The sequence below is a fragment of the Fictibacillus sp. 23RED33 genome, assembly GCF_015903925.1.
Lineage (GTDB): Bacteria > Bacillota > Bacilli > Bacillales > Fictibacillaceae > Fictibacillus > Fictibacillus phosphorivorans.
Window position 1 is genome coordinate 1,421,019 of the sequence record NZ_JACZDX010000001.1, and the last position, 19,695, is coordinate 1,440,713.

The 19,695-nt window shown below is 37.9% G+C and carries 21 protein-coding genes; 11 read left to right on the forward strand and 10 right to left on the reverse strand.

Annotated elements, in window-relative coordinates; translation table 11 throughout:
- Nucleotides 1–143 precede the first annotated feature (143 nt).
- From IHV09_RS07340 to IHV09_RS07355, 4 genes are all read left to right on the forward strand, one after another.
- Nucleotides 144–932 carry a polysaccharide deacetylase family protein gene (locus IHV09_RS07340; RefSeq protein ID WP_197127984.1) on the forward strand — a complete coding sequence of 263 codons (789 nt, stop codon included), beginning with the start codon at nt 144–146 and terminating at the stop codon, nt 930–932.
- A 195-nt stretch (nt 933–1,127) separates the two neighbouring features.
- Nucleotides 1,128–1,859, forward strand: coding sequence for a GntR family transcriptional regulator (locus IHV09_RS07345; protein ID WP_197190998.1), 732 nt, complete (start codon nt 1,128–1,130; stop codon nt 1,857–1,859).
- A 43-nt stretch (nt 1,860–1,902) separates the two neighbouring features.
- On the forward strand, nt 1,903–3,441 hold the full coding sequence (gntK, locus tag IHV09_RS07350; protein WP_197191332.1) for a gluconokinase: 1,539 nt from the start codon (nt 1,903–1,905) through the stop codon (nt 3,439–3,441).
- A 17-nt stretch (nt 3,442–3,458) separates the two neighbouring features.
- The gene (locus IHV09_RS07355; RefSeq protein WP_197263983.1) at nt 3,459–4,805 is read left to right on the forward strand and encodes a GntP family permease; all 1,347 of its coding nucleotides are present in this window, start codon (nt 3,459–3,461) and stop codon (nt 4,803–4,805) included.
- Between the two features lie 75 nt (nt 4,806–4,880).
- On the opposite strand, the gene IHV09_RS07360 is transcribed toward IHV09_RS07355, so the two are convergent.
- Entirely contained in the window at nt 4,881–5,945 is a 1,065-nt protein-coding gene (locus IHV09_RS07360; protein ID WP_197263984.1) for a P1 family peptidase, read from the reverse strand.
- Between the two features lie 21 nt (nt 5,946–5,966).
- On the reverse strand, nt 5,967–6,335 hold the full coding sequence (locus tag IHV09_RS07365; protein ID WP_197190995.1) for a MerR family transcriptional regulator: 369 nt from the start codon (nt 6,333–6,335) through the stop codon (nt 5,967–5,969).
- 108 nt (nt 6,336–6,443) lie between these two features.
- On the opposite strand from IHV09_RS07365, the gene IHV09_RS07370 reads away from it, so the two are divergent.
- The 3 genes from IHV09_RS07370 (at nt 6,444) to IHV09_RS07380 (ending at nt 8,293) form a co-directional block, all read left to right on the forward strand.
- On the forward strand, nt 6,444–7,205 hold the full coding sequence (locus tag IHV09_RS07370; RefSeq protein ID WP_197190994.1) for an SDR family NAD(P)-dependent oxidoreductase: 762 nt from the start codon (nt 6,444–6,446) through the stop codon (nt 7,203–7,205).
- 69 nt (nt 7,206–7,274) lie between these two features.
- Complete coding sequence (locus IHV09_RS07375; protein WP_197190993.1) at nt 7,275–7,454, forward strand: hypothetical protein; 180 nt, start codon at nt 7,275–7,277, stop codon at nt 7,452–7,454.
- Nucleotides 7,455–7,585: 131 nt separating this feature from the next.
- Complete coding sequence (locus tag IHV09_RS07380) at nt 7,586–8,293, forward strand: DUF421 domain-containing protein (protein ID WP_197190992.1); 708 nt, start codon at nt 7,586–7,588, stop codon at nt 8,291–8,293.
- Nucleotides 8,294–8,319: 26 nt separating this feature from the next.
- Here the strand turns inward: IHV09_RS07380 and IHV09_RS07385 are convergent, their stop codons facing one another.
- Complete coding sequence (locus tag IHV09_RS07385) at nt 8,320–8,661, reverse strand: VOC family protein (RefSeq protein WP_197190991.1); 342 nt, start codon at nt 8,659–8,661, stop codon at nt 8,320–8,322.
- Nucleotides 8,662–8,756: 95 nt separating this feature from the next.
- On the opposite strand from IHV09_RS07385, the gene IHV09_RS07390 reads away from it, so the two are divergent.
- Nucleotides 8,757–9,266 (forward strand): TetR/AcrR family transcriptional regulator, encoded by a 510-nt coding sequence (locus IHV09_RS07390; protein WP_197190990.1) that lies wholly within the window; start codon nt 8,757–8,759, stop codon nt 9,264–9,266.
- A 93-nt stretch (nt 9,267–9,359) separates the two neighbouring features.
- On the opposite strand, the gene msrA is transcribed toward IHV09_RS07390, so the two are convergent.
- The gene (gene msrA / locus IHV09_RS07395) at nt 9,360–9,884 is read right to left on the reverse strand and encodes a peptide-methionine (S)-S-oxide reductase MsrA (RefSeq protein WP_197190989.1); all 525 of its coding nucleotides are present in this window, start codon (nt 9,882–9,884) and stop codon (nt 9,360–9,362) included.
- Nucleotides 9,885–10,033: 149 nt separating this feature from the next.
- Between msrA and IHV09_RS07400 the strand changes: the two genes are divergently transcribed.
- Nucleotides 10,034–11,872 (forward strand): terpene cyclase/mutase family protein, encoded by a 1,839-nt coding sequence (locus IHV09_RS07400; protein ID WP_197263985.1) that lies wholly within the window; start codon nt 10,034–10,036, stop codon nt 11,870–11,872.
- On the opposite strand, the gene IHV09_RS07405 is transcribed toward IHV09_RS07400, so the two are convergent.
- From IHV09_RS07405 to IHV09_RS07420, 4 genes are read right to left on the reverse strand one after another with little or no spacing between them, the layout of a single operon-like run.
- Entirely contained in the window at nt 11,866–12,981 is a 1,116-nt protein-coding gene (locus tag IHV09_RS07405; RefSeq protein ID WP_197263986.1) for a GerAB/ArcD/ProY family transporter, read from the reverse strand. The two genes, IHV09_RS07400 and IHV09_RS07405, sit on opposite strands and share 7 nt — an antisense overlap.
- A gap of 2 nt (nt 12,982–12,983) precedes the next feature.
- Nucleotides 12,984–13,142 carry a hypothetical protein gene (locus tag IHV09_RS07410; RefSeq protein WP_197263987.1) on the reverse strand — a complete coding sequence of 53 codons (159 nt, stop codon included), beginning with the start codon at nt 13,140–13,142 and terminating at the stop codon, nt 12,984–12,986.
- Nucleotides 13,129–14,340, reverse strand: a complete 1,212-nt coding sequence (locus IHV09_RS07415) for a Ger(x)C family spore germination protein (RefSeq protein ID WP_197263988.1) — start codon at nt 14,338–14,340, stop codon at nt 13,129–13,131. Before IHV09_RS07415 ends, IHV09_RS07410 begins: the two co-directional genes overlap by 14 nt.
- The gene (locus IHV09_RS07420) at nt 14,337–15,839 is read right to left on the reverse strand and encodes a spore germination protein (protein ID WP_197190985.1); all 1,503 of its coding nucleotides are present in this window, start codon (nt 15,837–15,839) and stop codon (nt 14,337–14,339) included. The genes IHV09_RS07415 and IHV09_RS07420 overlap by 4 nt, the downstream gene beginning before the upstream one ends.
- A gap of 228 nt (nt 15,840–16,067) precedes the next feature.
- On the opposite strand from IHV09_RS07420, the gene IHV09_RS07425 reads away from it, so the two are divergent.
- Both IHV09_RS07425 and IHV09_RS07430 read left to right on the forward strand, forming a co-directional pair.
- On the forward strand, nt 16,068–16,766 hold the full coding sequence (locus tag IHV09_RS07425; RefSeq protein WP_197263989.1) for a GntR family transcriptional regulator: 699 nt from the start codon (nt 16,068–16,070) through the stop codon (nt 16,764–16,766).
- Nucleotides 16,756–17,379 (forward strand): sterol desaturase family protein, encoded by a 624-nt coding sequence (locus tag IHV09_RS07430; protein ID WP_231618145.1) that lies wholly within the window; start codon nt 16,756–16,758, stop codon nt 17,377–17,379. Before IHV09_RS07425 ends, IHV09_RS07430 begins: the two co-directional genes overlap by 11 nt.
- A gap of 52 nt (nt 17,380–17,431) precedes the next feature.
- Here IHV09_RS07430 and IHV09_RS07435 read toward each other — a convergent pair whose 3' ends face one another.
- On the reverse strand, nt 17,432–17,989 hold the full coding sequence (locus IHV09_RS07435) for a cysteine dioxygenase (RefSeq protein ID WP_197128000.1): 558 nt from the start codon (nt 17,987–17,989) through the stop codon (nt 17,432–17,434).
- 140 nt (nt 17,990–18,129) lie between these two features.
- Nucleotides 18,130–19,623: an amidase gene (locus IHV09_RS07440; RefSeq protein WP_197263990.1), complete on the reverse strand. Its 1,494-nt coding sequence runs from the start codon at nt 19,621–19,623 to the stop codon at nt 18,130–18,132.
- Between the last annotated feature and the right edge of the window lie 72 nt (nt 19,624–19,695).

The window sequence follows — 19,695 nt, forward strand, 5'->3', positions numbered from 1 at the left end:
TTGTTGCCAAGACTCTTCTCCTGTTAGCGAGCACCTTAAACGGAAATCAGCTTTAAGAACAACCTTGTATACAGATACAGCTTTGTCATAAATCAGTTTCTCCTTACAAATACTATTGGTAACAAATTTTAGAATGAGGGCTCATGATGTCTACCATTGTAAAAATGATTGTTTCCATGTTTTTATGTCACATTCTTTTTTTCGGACCAAAAGTCAATGCAGGTGTAGTAAATCGTTTTGAAGTAGAGAAATATGGAGATGTAATCTGGGAAGTTCCTTCAAAAAAGAAACAAGTTGCGATTACATTTGACGATGGCCCAGACCCCGTATACACCACTCAGATCTTAGATGTTCTTAAAAAGGAAGGTGTTCATGCAACATTCTTTCTTATTGGAAAGCGGGTTGAGAAGTATCCAGAAATCGTGAAAAGAGAGCTAAAAGAAGGACATGAAATCGGCAACCATACGTATAATCACCCTAGTTTCCACACCATTTCAAGGCATAAAGTTGTGGTTGAAACAAGAAAGACCGAGCACCTTCTCGATCCTGCTCATCATTCAGATTACATAAAATTGTTTCGACCTCCAGGCGGTACAGTTACAGAGAACAGTTTAAAAGTCTTAAAAAAAGAAGGATACAAAGTTATCCTATGGTCTTGGCATCAAGATCCCCGCGATTGGACAAATCCAGGATCTGAAAGGATAGCCAGACACATCCTAACGAATTTAAAAAACGGAGATATTATTCTTTTGCATGATTCTGGAGGTAATCGCAGTCAAACGGTTGCTGCATTAAAGATTATACTTCCCAAGCTTAAGGAAATGGGTTATGAAATTGTAACGGTTGATGAACTATTAAAAATGCACCCACGATACAATGAGTTCCATGAAACTGAAATGAAGAAAGAAGAAGTACCCTTATTAATCGAATAAAGAATGAGGAGAACAATTTTAATGATTAGATTGTTCTTTTCTTTTTTATTTAGACCTCCCTACTGATCACTTTGTTTAGACGCTTGCTCACTATTTGTTTTTAACATTAAATAAAAGCGCTTGCATTTTATAATCACTGTACTATAATACTACTTGTATACAAGTATACTCGTTCTACAAAAGGAGGTTATTAAGTTGAACGATTCTATGGAACTTCTTTATCCTGAAAAGTGGCTTTCCAAAGCTTCTACTGGGGAACGTGTCGCTTGTGAGCTGAGAATGCGGATTATCTCGGGACTCATTGAAAGCGGTACCACTCTTTCTGAAAATAAATTAGCTGCTGAATATAATGTTAGCCGCTCTCCTATACGAGAAGCACTTAAGGTTCTATCGAATGAAAACTTAATTCGTTTAGAGCGTATGGGTGCAGTTGTGGTCGGCTTAACTGAAAAAGAAATTGAAGAAATTTATGATGTTCGGCTTCTTATTGAGACGTTCGTGTTTGAACGACTTGTTAAAAACGACACGGCGCACGTTGTTAAAGAACTTACAAAAATTTTTGAGATGATGCAGATTGCAATTAAGTACAAAGATGCTGATGAGTTCGCTCTTCAGGATGTCTTGTTTCATGAAACAATTATTCGTTCTATCAACCATTCGTACATCACGATGATCTGGAACAATACAAAACCAGTTATGGAAAGCTTCATCTTATTATCCATGCGCATGCATTTCAATGAAAAGTACGATGACCTTTCTCGAATCATGAAAAACCATGAACTCTATATTGATGCGATTTCATCAAAAAATAGAGAAATTATGATTCAATCGCTGCATCAAAATTTTGATGATGTTCAAGGAAAAGTAGATGATTTATGGATGTCACAACAAATGCTATCGAAAGCACGGGAGCAAGAAAAGGAGTAAATAAATGATGGATATCGACGGTTCACAACATAGAAAAAGCTATATGGTAGGAGTCGACATCGGAACTACAAGTACTAAAGCAGTGTTGTTTAATGAAAACGGTGAAATTCTTTCACAAGAAAACATTGGGTACCCGCTTCACACGCCTGATATTTCTACAGCGGTACAAGATCCAGAAGAAATTTTCCGAACGGTTTTGCAAACCCTTACAAATGTTATCAAACGTTCTTCTATTCCATCCAGCGCTATTTCGTTCATTTCATTTAGCAGTGCCATGCACAGCGTGATTGCAATGGATGAGAATGATCAGCCATTAACACCTTGCATCACTTGGGCAGATAATCGCAGTGAAGCTTTGGCACGAAAAATAAAAACACAATGTAACGGACATGAGATCTATAAACGAACAGGCACTCCTATCCATCCGATGAGTCCATTAAGTAAAATCGCTTGGATTGTAAATGATCAGCCTGATATTGCAGCTAGAGCCAAAAAGTATATTGGGATTAAAGAATTCATCTTTCAGCGCCTATTTAACGAATATGTTGTTGATCATTCTCTAGCCTCAGCGATGGGGATGATGAATCTGAAAAAGCTGGATTGGGATGAAGAAGCTTTACGTGTTGCAGGAATTAATCGTAATCAATTATCAACCCTAGTCCCTACAACAACGATCTTCAATGATTGTCATCAAGATATAGCCAAGCAGATCGGAATCGATCCGAAAACAGCATTTATTATTGGAGCAAGTGATGGCGTGCTGTCAAACCTGGGTGTAGATGCGATTGGTAAAGGCGAAATAGCCGTAACTATTGGTACGAGTGGTGCGATTCGTACAATCATTGATCAGCCAAAGACTGATGAGAAAGGCAGAATTTTTTGCTACGCACTAACAGAGAATCACTGGGTCATCGGTGGGCCAGTTAACAACGGCGGTGTTGTCCTGCGCTGGATACGGGATGAATTCGCAGCTTCAGAACTTGAAACAGCAAAGCGTCTGGGAATAGATCCTTATGAAATTTTAACTAAGATAGCAGAACGTGTGCGACCTGGAGCTGATGGTTTATTGTTTCACCCTTATCTCGCTGGTGAACGCGCTCCACTTTGGAATTCAGATGTTCGAGGATCTTTCTTCGGTCTTACGTTGTCTCATAAAAAAGAGCATATGATCAGGGCGGCACTTGAAGGCGTCCTCTATAATCTTTATACCGTTTATTTGGCTTTGGTTGAATGTATGGATGAACCTGTGAGCCGATTACAGGCAACGGGAGGCTTTGCTCGATCAGAAACATGGCGTCAGATGATGTCAGACATTTTTGATACAGAGGTAGCGGTGCCAGAGGTTTACGAAAGTTCTTGTTTAGGTGCATGTATTTTGGGCTTGTATGCAACAGGAAAAATTGAATCGTTTGAAGCGGCTTCAAAAATGATCGGGAGTACTTATACTCACTCTCCAAATAAAGAAGCGGTAAAAGAATATAGAGAATTGTTACCGATCTTTATCAGTCTATCTAGAAAACTTGAAGAAGATTATTCACGTATTGCAACGTATCAAAGAAGTTTAATCACTAGAGAAAATTAGTATTAGGGGGATCTATCATGCCATTATTTATCGTAGCTTGTGGAATTTTAGCATTGTTATTATTGATCATGTATTTCAAATTAAACACATTCATTTCTTTAATCATCGTATCATTCGGTGTTGCATTAGCACTAGGTATGCCACTTGGGGAAATCGTTAAATCGATTGAAGCAGGTTTAGGTGGAACGCTCGGACATCTGGCGTTAATCTTCGGTCTAGGTGCCATGCTAGGTAAACTAATTGCTGATGCCGGCGGTGCTCAGCGGATTGCTATCACACTCATTGAGAAATTCGGGGAAAAGAAAATTCAATGGGCGATTGTTGTTGCTTCTTTCATTATAGGTATCGCTTTATTCTTTGAAGTAGGTCTTGTTCTATTAATTCCGATCGTTTTTGCCATTTCAAAACAATTACGCGTTTCCATTCTTTTTCTAGGTATTCCCATGGTAGCAGCTCTTTCAGTAACACACGGATTCTTACCTCCTCACCCGGGTCCAACGGTAATTGCAGGAGAATTTGGTGCTAATATTGGTGAAGTATTGCTTTATGGTTTTATTATTGCGATCCCTACTGTAATTCTTGCAGGACCAGTATTTACAAAGATTGCAAAAAAGATTGTTCCTGACTCATTCAACAAAACAGGAAATATCGCTTCACTAGGTGAACAGAAAGTATTTAAATTAGAAGATACACCTTCATTTGGTATCTCAGTGTTTACAGCGATGCTTCCAGTTATTTTAATGTCTATCGCTACTGTAATCACACTTGTTCAGAACACGATGGGTATTGCAGACTCAAAGACATTTGAAGTGATCCGCTTTGTTGGTGACGCATCTACTTCCATGCTGATCTCATTACTCGTAGCTGTTTATACGATGGGATTAGCTAGAAATATACCGATTAAAACAGTTATGGATTCATGTACGACAGCTATCACTCATATCGGAATGATGCTATTAATCATCGGTGGAGGCGGAGCCTTCAAACAAGTATTGATCAACGGTGGCGTTGGCGATTATGTAGCTGAATTGTTCAAAGACACTACGTTCTCCCCGATTTTACTAGCATGGATTATCGCAGCCATCCTTCGAATTTCGTTAGGATCTGCAACGGTAGCTGCATTAACAACAGCGGGTCTAGTCATCCCATTATTAGGTCAAACCGATGTTAACCTTTCGTTAGTTGTCCTTGCAACAGGAGCTGGTAGTTTAATAGCATCACACGTGAATGATGCAGGCTTCTGGATGTTCAAAGAGTATTTTGGCTTAAGTATGAAAGAAACGTTTGCAACATGGACTTTATTAGAAACCATTATCTCAGTGGCTGGATTAGGTTTCATCCTTCTATTAAATCTATTTGTATAACAAATGTAAGAAATCCCTATCGAATGATCTTCGATAGGGATTTCTTTATGTATTGTGCGTTGTAAGCTTTAGCTATCATTCCGATAATTGTATATCGAATTCTTCTAGAAGATCTTTGAACGCTGGCCGTTCATTCCCGTCTCGGCCTTTGACATGTGTAGCTGTTACTAGCGAGTTTAACACTGCTTCTTCTACAGCTTCTCCAACAGCACGAAATGCTAGATCCATATCTTCTTCATGTATCGTTGGAATCATAGTAATCTGATTCGGTTTATTATGAGGAATCTTAGTTGCTGTCGAAAAACCAATCACCACTTCCCCGCTGCCGTGCGTAATAATCGAACCCGTTCTTGACAAACCTGTCACAGATCTCTTAATAATTCGGTTCAGTTGTCTTTCAGAAACGGGTAGATCTGTAGCTACGATAATCATGACAGAACCTTTGTCCTTTTCTTCCCACGATTTTAGTAAAGCTTCCTTTAATTCTTGTCCGATAGCTCTACCGTTTATCAGCAGGTCGCTTAATATGCCGAAGTTTGACAATACAAGTACTCCAATCGTAAACGTTTCATTGTCGATTGAAAAACATCTTGAAGACGTACCGATTCCACCTTTTAAGGAATAGCAAAGCATTCCCGTTCCTGCTCCAACACTACCTTCCTTTACTTCCTTTCCGGCATTTTCTATAGCTTTTACGACATGATCTCTTTTTACAAATTGTGCTCTTACATCATTCAAAAACATGTCATTACATTCACCAACGATAGGGTTTACTGTACCTGTTGTCTGGCCAATCTCAGGATTCTTATCTAACATATATTGAATTAAGGCATCTGCGGCGGTTCCTATACTCAACGTGTTAGTCAGTATGATAGGAGTTTCTAACACCCCTAGTTCTTTCATCTGAATGGTTCCCATCGTTTTCCCGAATCCATTGATCACATGACTCGAAGCGATAAGTTTGTCCATAAATGTATTTTCGTCATGAGGAATGATGCTAGTAACCCCTGTTTGCATAGCTCCTTCGCTTAGCGTTACATGCCCTACTGTAACTCCTTCGACATCTGTAATTGAGTTAAAAGCCCCGGTTTCTATCTTACCAATCTTCACCCCGAAATCTCTAATCCGTTTCTGTGTCATGTAAGTAGCACCTCCTTATGTTTAGTTGAAATCTTGCTTACGAAGATATTCTTCATATGCTGATATCTTTTTACGCAACATATTATCAATTTCCATTAATACTTTTATCTGGTTTTGAACATGATCTTGGTGATTTTTTAATAAGTTCAACCTCTTATGAGTAGTTTGATCACCCTGTAAAAATAAAGAAGCATATTCCTGAATCTGAGCAAGCGGCATTTTCGTTTCTTTAAGTTTGATAACAAAACGCAGCCATTGAACATGGTATTCAGAGTAACGTCGATCACCACGAACTGTTCGCTCTGGTGAAATAATCTTTTCTTTTTCATAAAATCGCAGAGTATGTGTACTAATGTTAAGGAGTTTAGCAACTTCTCCAATGGTATACATGTCTATCACTCCAACTGATATCTAGTTTCTTGACTTAGAGTTTACTCTAATCAGTATAATAAAACACAAGAGGAATTATCAAATGAATAAATTTGAGGAGTGATTTTAATGAAATACACAGTAATTACGGGAGCGAGCTCTGGAATTGGATACGAAACGGCACTTGCATTTGCTGCTAGAGGTAAGAATTTAATTATTGCAGCTCGGAGAAAAGAAGAATTAGAGCAACTTAGAGCAAACGTATTGTCTATGTATCCAGATCTTGACGTTGTTGTTTACACAGTTGATCTATCAATAACCGCGAAAGTACATGATTTCTACGAAAGTCTTAAGGATTATGAGATTGAAACTTGGATTAACAATGCGGGCTTTGGGAACTTCGCTTCAGTTGGAGAGCAAAATTTAGATAAAATTGAAACTATGATTCATTTAAATATTGAAGCATTAACCGTTCTTTCTTCTCTTTTTGTTAGAGATTATGCTGAGGTTGAAGGAACACAGCTTATCAACATATCTTCTGGCGGAGGCTACACGATTGTTGCAGACGCCGTAACGTATTGTGCATCCAAATTTTATGTGAGTGCCTTTACAGAAGGACTCGCACAAGAATTAAAGAGTAAAGGACAAGCCATGCAAGCAAAAGTGTTAGCTCCAGCTGCTACGGAAACAGAATTTGCAAAGCGTTCCATGGATCTCGACGAGTTTCAGTATGAAGGAACAGTTCCTAAATTTCATACAAGTAAAGAGATGGCGGATTTTTTGCTGAATTTATATGATAGCGAAAAAGTTGTGGGTATCGTTGATGGTGAAACCTATGAATTTCACTTAAAAGACCCAATCTATCCGTATGCAGCTAGACAAAGAAAATAGTCTTACCACCTCTGAATTATGATAGACTGAATCAAGAAGATTAAGAAGTCTCCTGTTGGAGGTATGCACATGTATTCAAGCGAGATAAGAACAAAGAACCACGATCGAAAAAATGTGAATACTACTTTAAGCCATTCGTTATACACTGAAATTAAGATATTAGCTAAAAAACTTGATAAACCAGCGAATGAACTTATTGAAGAAGGTATGGTTCATGTATTGAATCAGTATAAAAAGAACAAGAAGTAAGCAAGAAAACGCACAGGAATGATTCTGTGCGTTTTTTTATAACTCTTAACAATTAAATCGACTTAAATCACAATAAGTTGGATAAAAAGATAAGGTAGTATTTAAATTGTTGTTTCAGGGATGTGACCTACTTGAATCCTTATGTTGATGTAATTATTCGATCTATCATTGCCTTTTTTTCTATATTTTTTGCTGCTCGTATTTTAGGCAAACAAACCGTTTCAAGAATGACGATCTTTGATTTTATCGCTGTCGTCACGCTTGGTTCTGTCACTGCAAACTTAGCATTTGCCTTAGAAGTAAAAGCGCGTTATATCTTTCTCGTGTTCTTCATCTTTGTTCTTCTGATCTATCTTTCTGCATTTCTTTCCTTAAAGAGTAAAAGAGCTCGCAAATACGTAGCAGGAGATCCTACTGTCGTTATTGAGAACGGAAAAATATTAGAGCATAATATGAGGAAAATGCGTTACACCCTTGATTATTTAAATCAGCAACTTAGGCAAAAAGATATTTTCTCCATAGACGATGTAGACTACGCACTCGTTGAGAATAACGGACTTCTCTCTGTAAAGAAAAAAGAAGCGCACCTTGCTGTCACCCGTAAAGACTTACATATCTTTAAAGAAGAAGTGAAGCTCCCCATCGAGTTGATGATGGATGGTGAGATTCTACTGAACAACTTAAAAGAGAATAACATCTCTAAAGAATGGCTGTTCTCGGAACTCAAGAAACGTAATCTTACAATTGAAAGTGTAGTTTATGCACTACTTACTAGCAACAATAAACTGTATATAGATATCCATGACGATAAACTACATTCTCCTATGGATGTTGAGTAAACACTTCCTGAATTAACAACGTGTTTTTATCGTTTTGACATATCAATAATTCTAATCGGATTTCCTGAATCATCTGTGAAAATAGCATATCGTCCCGGCGGGATATCACATGGTTCTTTAACAAAGCGAAGAGAGTTTTGGTTTTCTTTGAAGTATTCATCCACACTATCTACTAAGAACACACTTCCAGGGCCAAATTCACGTTCGAATTCATCATCTTCTAAAAGAATCTGAGTTTCAGTGTTTGTCTTAAACGATACAGTATGATCTCCTTCTCTCCATGCCTCGTCCATGCCTAATTTATCCCTATAAAAAATGACCGCTTTATTCAAATCTTTAACTGGTTGAGAATGAAAAACTAGTTTCATATAAACATTCCTCCAATTCCATATTTTTACACATAAATGATTTACGTAAATCGTAATTCATTTACGTTATCTTGTCAACATGGTAAAATAACCACATGAAATCAAATATACCAATTCCAGGATCAGCGAGAGAAAAAATATTACAGGAAGCTATTAAAGCATTTGGTACTCAAGGATATGAAAAAGTAAATGTCCAACAGTTAGCCAAAACCACAGGTGTAACAACAGGAGCTCTTTATCATCACTTTAGTAACAAGTTAGAATTGTATAAAGTTGTACGGGAAGAAATAGAACGAAGAATAACAAGCAGAATGGAGGCTGCTGCTGAGGTTCATGAAGATTCATTATCATCTCTTAAATCTTCTATGATTATCGGATTTAACGCGGCTGTTAAGTTAAATGTATGTACACTTTTAAGCGAACCTGACGTTAGCTTAAATCAAGATCTTTTTGCTGTACTCTTTAATGAAATAATGAATGAAGATATACCAGGAATAGAGGTACTCCTTTCTTCCCTATTGCGAGCCGCATTGAAAAATGTATCAATCGGTATGTCTCCTGAGGATGCTAAGCAAGCATTGATATGGTTTCTTGAGAAAATATAATTATCTACTCAAATGTTCTTGTTTGTGTATCTCAAAAAAGAGACTTTCAAAAAAGTCTCTTTTATAAGTTTACATAATAATATTACAGTCCTCTTATTTCCAATTCTGCTCAATGAAAGTGTCTCTGCCTGAAGTTTCGCGCTCTTCTTTATATGCTTTTGGGTTTTTCTTATAAAAATCTTGATGATATTCTTCAGCTTCATAAAACACGCTTGCTGGTAAAATTTCTGTTACGATCGGCTTTTTAAACTTTCCGCTTTCTTCTAAATTCTTTAAAGATTGTTCGGCAAGTTCTCTTTGTTCTTCCGTATGATAAAAGATCGCCGTTCTATATTGTGTTCCTCGGTCGATAAACTGTCCTTCATCATCCGTTGGATCAATTTGCGGCCAATACAGATCTAACAATTTTTGATACGGAAAAACCTCCGGATCAAATGTGATTTGAACCGCTTCACGATGCCCGGTCTCACCTGTTTTAATCTGTTCATAGGTTGGGTTGTTAAGTTCTCCACCTGTGTAACCAGATACGATACCATGAATGCCAGGTAGCTCATCGAACGGTTTGACCATACACCAAAAGCAACCCCCTGCGAATGTTGCAAGCTGTTTATTATTCAAACTAATTCCTCCTAAAAACAAAAACTCAATTCATAAAAAGATTTTATCGTGATAATTCAAAAAAGAACAGTGATTGCACTTACCTGTTCATAGGATAACCTATATACGACATACACTGTAAGCACTATGGATAAAGTGCGGTGAGGAATTTGAATTTTAATTTTAATGAAATTGAATCTGAAATTTATAAACGGTGTAATGAGCTTCTTTCCCTCCAAAAAACGGATGGAACTTGGCGTTTTTGTTTTGAGAATTCTGTGATCACAGATGCGTATATGCTCATTTTATTACGAACCATAGACTACAAAAATGAAAACCTTATTAAAAGGATAACCGATCGAATCCTTTCCAAACAGTCTCACGATGGCTTATGGCGTATATATCCTGATGAGGGACCGGCGAATTTGTCAGCTACGATCCAAGCCTATACAGCTCTTTTGTATTCAAAGCTCCCTCCACACACTGAAGAATCACTTCAAAACGCCAAACAATTCATTATAAATAATGGTGGATTAAAAAATGCTGACCTTTTAACAAAAGTCTTTTTAGCTATGAACGGTTTATATCACTGGCCAGAGCTACCAATCGATCCAGCCATTCTCTTTTCACTGCCTCTTACTTCTCCCATTAACCGTTATGATATCAGCAGCTATGCTAGAGCCCACTTTGCTCCTGTTCTGTTAATGATTGAAGGTAAAAAGAAACTAACTTCAAGCTACACACCTGATCTATCAGTATCATTAGGAAAATCAGATCAAGGTTCCAACATTGAAGATTGGATAAATCTGTTCTCCTTGTTGAACATAAGAGAATCATACATGAAGACGAAGAAAGAAAATATACTTTCATACATTCAAAACCATATCGAACCTGATGGAACACTTCTTAGTTATGGGTTAACCACTATTTTCATGGTGTACGGTCTGCTTTCAGAAGGATTTGATACATCATCACCGGTTATTCAAAACGCTCTGAACGGGTTGATGAATATGTTTTGTGAGGTAGATGATACGTTGCATCTGCAGAATTCACCATCCACTACATGGGATACGTCTCTCATGCTTTATACATTGCTTGAAGCGGGTGTTCCACATACAAACGCCCACGTATTAAAAGGAGCAAGATTTCTACTTACACAACAGCAGAATAAATATGGTGATTGGTCTGTTCATAATCCTGATGCAATCCCAGGAGGCTGGGGCTTTTCTATAGGTAATACGCAGCACCCAGATCTAGATGATACTCAAGTGTCACTCCGTACCATTGCACAATACTGTCGTACCCACTCTTCTTATTATTTAAGCTATGAAAAAGGGCTTGGATGGCTTCTATCTATGCAGAACGATGATGGCGGATGGGCAGCCTTTGAAAAGAATACAAATCGTTATCTAATCGGAAGCCTACCCATAAAGCACGCAAAAGACGCTCTAGTTGATCCATCCACTCCAGATATTACAGGCAGAACTTTAGAGTTCGTAGGAAATTATCACGGCATGAATCAAGATCATCTCTCAATAACAAAAGGTGTGAACTGGCTACGAGCGAATCAAGAATTAGATGGTTCATGGTATGGACGATGGGGAATTTGTTATATTTATGGGACATGGGCTGCCGTTACAGGTTTAATCGCCTGTGGCGTGCACAAAAATGATAAAGAAATTCAAAAAGCGAAAAACTGGTTGTTATCAATTCAAAATGAAGATGGAGGTTGGGGCGAGTCTTGTGAGAGTGATACGAAGAGAATGTATGTTAGCCTAAACAAAAGTACACACTCTCAAACAGCTTGGGCGCTTAACACATTAACGGCTATCTCGGACCAGCCTAATCTCAGTATGAAAAAAGCTGTTAATTGGTTGCTAACTAAAAAGAAAGAAGCCAGCTATCCAACAGGAGCCGGCTTACCTGGCGCTTTTTATATCCATTACCATAGTTATGATAAAATCTGGCCGTTACTTGCGCTCTCTCACTATTATAGAAAATACTATTGAGTGGAATCATCTGCATCCTGATCCATATTCTTATCCTTCTTTCGCAAAATACCTATACCTAACACAACAAGTAAGATCAGATATAAAGTAAACCACCATAATGACCAATTTCTCCCTACAAAATCTGTAAATTCCATTGTATTCGTGTGCATATGGTTACTCAACGCCCATATTAATAATCCGGCTGGAAGTAAAAAGGGATGATAGTTCGGAAACTTAGATAGATGTTGTAATCCCTTTAGTGCTGTAAATAGACAAATGACAATCTTAACAAGAATTCCAAATATCCATACAACACCAATGATGACCTCTACTCTCTCAAAAATATTGATGATTGAAATATCTCTCATCAACTCATAAGTAGGATAACTTTGCCGTTTAACCATATAAGCTCCTTCAACACCTACAGCAATAAATACGGTTAAGATAAGAGCTAATCCTCCAAACAAGATTCCTCCCAGATAGTTCTTAGAGAGTTTTTCTTTGTTTTTCACATATGTGAGAACACTTCCTAAAAGAATGATCTCGATGAATGGAAATCCAGTCGTCGTATATGCACCTTGTGAAATTTTCAACATCCCTTGTTCGAAAAAAGGCTGCAAGTGTGAAAATCTGAATTGATTCGTAGTAAGGGCTAACGAACAAATGAAAAAGAGAATCATAAATGGAGTTAAAAACTCATTTACACGACCAATGTTATTTAATCCATAAAAGCAGGAATATGCTGCAAGTAGAACGATCATAATCTGAAAAGTCCATGGACTTGACTCTGGTATAACATTTGAGATCATAAAGTTACTAAGGTTTCTAACCACATAGGAAGCTAAATGTAGAGCATAAAAGATGATGATAATATTTAATATCGTGCCAACTACCTTACCTCCAGCTACTTCGGTGATACGAAAAATAGAGCGAAACTGGTACCGTTTAAGAATCAATATCCAAATAATGTTTAGGGTCAAACCGATTATTACCGCAAATAACATAGAAATCCATGCATCCTGAGCAGAGAAAAAAGCGGTTAAGTTAGGTGCCATTAGCAAGGAACTACCCATTATAAAACTGATTACGATTAAAACAAGCTGCCATCGATTTATAGTATGGTTCATGTTTATCCTCCAAACATCAGTTTATATAGTGGTGAATATATAGCATCGATCCATTTTGAAAAAGGAAGCCAGTGTCTATTGGAGAGGAATGCTGCCACATTCAACATTGAAAAGATCCAAAAAGTCGTAAGTGTAATACGATAGGGTTTATTTTTGCTCATGAATGGTTTCCACCCTCGCTCCTACAGATTCAAGTTTTATGGATACATTTGTTTCTAGTTCCGCATCGGAAAACTCTTCTTTCCAATTTTCTTTGTATTTCTTCCAGACTTCAGGATGCTTATTATAAAGTAACTTCCCTAATCCAAAAACATCCGTCTTTTCTTTCTGTGCCTTTTTCACCGTGCTTTTTATATGACGTGCTAGCTCCTCATTTACTCGTTTTTCCATCTCAATAAGGGTCCTTGGATCACCAACATCGACTGCACATGTCACTTCTTGTAGAATGGCTTTCCCTTTTACATTTACTACATATTTCAATTTTCCATTTGTATAATGTACATTTGTTTTCGAGTCAACGTCTTTTACCATAAATCCTACGTTACCTTTTTGACTATCACATTTGTGACTCAAAATAAAGATATCCTTTACTCTTTGATTGATAATAGACCAACCTCTCGTTTGATCATTGTTCAACCAGGTCACCATTTTTTCTTTGTTGAAGACAGCCAGTCCAGTAATTCGATAAGTTTTATCATTTGCATTTATATTTTCTAAATTGGATGTTTCGCTTTGACTATCATTTATCTGAACAATTTCTACGCCTTGAATGACCGGATCCCTAAATTCACCATATCGCCAACGAACGACATCTTTCTCCTTAATTCCATCTGATATACCAGTAGAGGTGGCAGCTAAGCGCACTCTGTTCTTTAATGATTCACCAGGGTTCTTAAAGATTGGCGTATAAATAGAGAGAATATTTTTGGCAGTCGAATTTTTTGCAACAAACATGATGAGATTATCCCGAACTTCATGGTTTCGCTCCATAAAATCAAATAATGGAGCTAACCCTTCAGTCCTTGCATATTTTTCACCAATAATGACACTTGTAATATGTGAAAAAAGCAATTTTCGAGGTAAAATGTTTCTTCCTTTTTCAACAGCATCATAAAGGGTCTCACCTGAAACGGTATACGTGTAAACCGATCCCCCAGATCCTCCTGATGGTGCACCACCTTGCCCACCTGCTGTGCCTCCTGGATTCACCACTTGAAAATGAACGATCGTTTTATTCTTTTTATAGTCCACACCAATAGAGGATACAATTAGGAGTTCGTTAAGCTCTACTCGACCAGCACATCCAGATAGTATCAATGAGAATGAGATGATTACAGCAACTATATTCCATCTCCTCATGATTTTTTTACCCATTTTCTATGCAGTTTCGTTTGTGTCCACCATAAAGGTAGACGGAGTAGGCTGTCTTTTTGTTTTCCCGATTGAAACGGCGCTAACGGTGAGAAGTAAGGTTTTCCCATGGACGTTAGCGAACATAGGTGGATCAGTAGACCAATCATGAAAAAAATCATTCCAAAAATGCCTGTTGTTGCTGCTAAAATCATAAGTACGAACCTTAGCAAACGTGCAGCACCACTAAACCCATAATAAGGTGAGACGAAGCTTGAAATTGCTGTCAATGAAACGACAATTACGATAGCTGGGGAAACAAGTCCTGCGGCTACAGCAGATTCACCGATTACAATCGCTCCTACAATCGAAACAGCAGAACCAATTGGACGGGGCATTCGAATACCGGCTTCACGTAAGATTTCAAAGATTGTTTCCATAACAAGTGCTTCAACGAATGCTGGAAACGGTACACCTTCTCTTTGAGCGGCTAAACTTACTAGAAGATTAGTGGGAACCAACTCTTGATGAAAGGTGGTGACAGCAATATATGCCGCCGGAAGTGCTAATGATATCATGAAAGAAATCACCCGAATCACACGAATAAAGCTTGAAAGATCAAAGTGATGGTAATAATCTTCAGCCGCTTGGAAAAAAGATATAAAGGTTGTTGGTGTGATAAGGACAAATGGTGTACCCTCGAACATGATTACAACGTTACCTTCAGATAGTGCTGCAGCTGCTACATCTGGTCGTTCTGTAGATTGAAATGTAGGAAACGGAGAGTATCCGTTCTCATCGATTAATTCTTCAAGCATTCCACTTTCGAATATTTTGTCAGTGTTTAGATTCGATACCCTTTTTATCACTTCTTGTAAGACTTCTTGATCGACCTGGCTTTCCAGATAGGAAACTAAAATCGTTGTTTTCGTTATTTTTCCTACTTCAAACGGCTTAAAGCGTAAAGTAGGGTTTGAGATTCGGCGTCTCAGCAAGGTTGTATTGGTCTGAAGCGTTTCAATAAATCCTTCACGTGGACCTCTTACCATTGTTTGTGCTTCAGGTTCTTCTACACCGCGTGTCTCCCACGTTTCAAGGGGAATAGAGTATGCCTCTGTCATCCCATCTACAAAAATAATGACCTGGCCTTTTAAGACAGGGGTTATGATCAAATCGAAATGAGGACATGGACTTATCATTGCAGAAACTTCTGTTTGATGAATAAGTTCTTTCGGTTGTAACGTTTTATTTGCTAGTTGTGTGCGTTTTATAGGCTCAATAATGGATAATTCAAGTTGTTGTTTGTTGATCAATCCTTCGATGTAACAAATGCCAAAAGGAATAGGCATCTCTAAAAACTCTACGATTTTTACATCGATACTCTCTCCCAGAATGTTCTTGATCTCTGCTACATTCGTCTTTAGATCAGAGGATACATGAAGATGGTCATAATTTTCAGTTGATGAAGAGGAATCGTGACGTTTTCTTTTGAAAAATTGCTGGCTCATCTCTTTCCCTCCTTCTAAATCATTGATGTTCTCAGCTTTTGTAACTGCCTTCTGTTTTATACAGTTTAGGTACATCGCAAGACACAAAAACCACCTGCATCTAAGGACAGGTGGTTTTTAGAATCATGATTGATTTTGAATAATGTCATGAAAATCAACTGCATTCATATATTTGGTAATACCAGCATCAATAATTGGTATTACCATAAGAATGAGGTGTAACTTGCCATGAAGAAGCGTTCTTCTGAAATGATTGGCCAACAAATCATCCAATCTATTCTACAAGGAAAAATAGAAATTCATGAATCAATCCCTTCTGAAAGAGATTTATCATCGATTTACAATGTAGGAAGACCAACAATTAGAGAGGCTTTGCAGCGATTAGAGCGGGATGGCTGGATCGTTTTTCACAAGGGAATGCCAGCCACGGTAAATGAATATTGGAAACAAGGAAACTTAATGACGATCGTTACCATTCTTCAACTGCAAGACGAAATTCCTGATGAATTTATTGTGTATATGCTTGAACTTAGGGTTTCTTTAACCCCAACATATATAAAAGATGCGGTTAAATATAACCGAGTAAAACTAATATCTTTGTTTTCATCTCTGGATGAATTGAAAGATGAACCAGCTTCATATGCTCTTTTTGATTATCATCTGCAGCAAGAAATGGCTCAATTATCTCCTAACCCGATCTATTGCCTAATCCTGAATAGCTTTAAAGATGTTTATTACAGAATGGCACTCCAATACTTCGAAGATTCCTCTTCTCGATCGTTATCTAAACAGTATTACGTAACCCTGTTAGAATCAATATTAATCGGTGACATTGAAGGAACTGAAAAAATAACGCAATCCATGATGGAAGATAGTCTAAATCTTTGGAAGAAAAAGATGAATGGAGGAAAGAACAATGAAGAGTAAAGGAATATATCGAGATTTTTTCTTGCATTTTGATATAGTAGTTATGATAATTATTTTCTTCTTAATAACCAGTTTTCTGTTTACGATGAACCTTACGACAACAGTTCTACTTTTCTTTCCACTAGGTATTTTGATTTACATGTTCAGCGAATATCTCACGCATCGTTTTTTCTTTCATATTAAAGCACCTAAAAATACAATTCTGTTCAAATTAATAAAGAGATTACACTATGATCATCATAAAAAGCCAAATGAATTAAAGTTGTTATTCCTGCCAATTTGGTATAGCATCCCTAGCCTCTTTCTTTTATCCACCCTCTTTTTTTTCTTCACACAAGCAATTCAGTACACCTTGTCTTTTTCTATCGGTCTTTTATTTATGTTTTTCGTCTATGAATGGAAACATTATGTGGCTCATAGGCCGCTGAAACCGAAAACCAGGTTTGGCAGATGGATTAAGAAGACACATACTTTGCATCATTATAAGAACGAGAACTATTGGTACGGCGTTTCAACTCCCTTTATCGATGTATTGTTTGGGACGTTAAAGGATGAAAAAGAGGTGGAATTGAGCGATACTGCTAAAGACTTAGAAAAAAGAAGTAAAGAGTGAATAGAAAAAGTCCAATTAAACTTTTCCTTTAATTGGACTTCGTATCAGTTACTCAAGAATTCAACTGTATCTCTTTTAACTTTTGTCGCTGCTCATCTGGCCACCATGCTCCGCAATCATCAGAGACGATACACACTGAACATTTTTCAAGATCATATACTTTCATACCACTAATAGGTGGCGAATAGAGGTGGAGTGTGACAAGAGCGCTATTTTCTTCAGCCTTCATCTTATGGATTCCTCTTTTAGGTGCGTAGAAAATCTGGTCTTTAGTGTGAGTCGATGTAAATAATTCAGAAGGTAACCCATTTTCACTAATCTCATAAACAGTATTTTCGGAAGAACCACTTAGCACTTTGATCCATCCTTGAGAAAAACCGTGATCATGCGGAGCACACTCTAATTGTGACCAATTCATTACCAATAATTCTACATCTTCGTTCTGATATAACAGCTTTCTATAATACGGTTTACTCTCTGAAATTTTGAGTTCTGTTTGAACATCCTCGAGCTCTATATTTAAAGAAATCAACGCTGTCTTGAGATCTTCCTTTGAAGGATCGCTTAATAAGTCGAGTATGTTCATTGACTTTTGAATCGTTCTCACCATGTTACCTCCTTCTAAAGTTTATTAAGAATGAAAGATAGCGAAGAACCCCTCTTATTGTATGAACATGAACTTGCCACTTATGTGAATGATAGTAAATTTTGTTCGCTAATAAAAAAATCGCCTAGCAGGTGCTAGACGATTTAAAATAAAGGATTTTGACGCACATCTATCCAATGTTCCGATTGTTCAAGCTCTCCAGCTAATTGCAGCAACAAATTCTCGTGACCTCTTGCCGCAATGACCTGCACTCCTATCGGTAGTCCATCTTCTGTAAGATGCATCGGAACGGACATAGCCGGTTGTCCAGTCAGATTCGCCAACTGAGTGAAAGGAGTTCTAGCAAGATTTTTTCGAGCAATCTGATCGACGATTCCTGCCTTTTTTAATAACCCACCAAGACCGGTTCTACCAACAGTACGAATAAGAAATTGTTCAGAAGCGGTCGGCTGAAGTTCTCCAATCATAGCCGGGGGAAAAGCCGTCGTAGGCGTTATGTAAAAATCATAAGTTTCATGAAAGGTCTCCATCTGGAGAGCTGCAATATCCCATTCTCTAATACTGAGTACAAATTCTTCTGCTGAAGTTGCTTTTCCTAGCAAACCAAGCAGCCAAGTAGAAGGTTCTACATCTCGGTAGGTCACTTTTCGGCCAAGAATACTTTCTAGAGACGTTAAAGTAGCCGCCGTTTCACCAAAGTACATTGTTAAATAACTTTTTGCTAACTTAAGCCCATCAACAGGAGCATCAACTTCTTCCACATCGTGCCCCATAGACTCTAATATTCTTGCAGAATTAAGCACTGCATCTCGACATTCAGGATGAACTTCTGTTTTGATCGGCGATGTAACAGAAAAAGCAATTCTTAACTTCCCATCAATTGGAGTACTAGAAGCATCTAGGAAACTGCCTTTATATTTTGGAGTATAAAAGGCACCTGCTTTCTCATGACCATGCAATTGATCCAGCATGGCAGCACTGTCTCTAACGGTTATTGTTAGGACGTGTTCAGCTGACGCTCCTTGCCAGGAACGGCCTAAGTTAGGACCGACGGGGGTTCTTCCTCTTGTTGGTTTTAATCCAAACAAACCACAATAAGATGCCGGAATTCGAATGGAACCACCTCCATCATTTGCACCGGCAAAAGGAACCATACCAGAGGCGACAGCTGCTGCTGAACCTCCACTTGAACCGCCAGGCGTATGTTTCAGATTCCATGGATTCCGGGTTGGACCGTATTGAACGGGTTCGGTATAAGCGACTAACGCAAACTCCGGAACGTTCGTCTGGCCGACCAATACAACGCCAGCTTTTCTTAATCTTCGTACATATTCAGAATCTATCTTTGCCCGGTAAGAAAGGAAAGCTTTCGAGCCAGCAGTAATCGGTTCACCTTCCACCTCTTGTGAAATATTTTTTAACAGCGTAGGTACACCTGAAAACGGTCCACTTTGTTCATTGTCAGCCATCACCCGTGCCTTTTCATACATCGTATTTATAACAGCATTGATTTTCGGATTTAGAGTATCAATCCTTTTGATGGACTCTTCAAGCAGTTCAATCGGCTGGACTTCTTTTTTTCTAACTAACTCTGCAAGCCCTAATCCATCATAATCTTTGTAATTGAACCCTTTCATCTACTTCACTCCTGAACTTTGATGAGTATGACTTAAAAATCATTGTTTAATAGAATTTGTGCATCTCAAGGA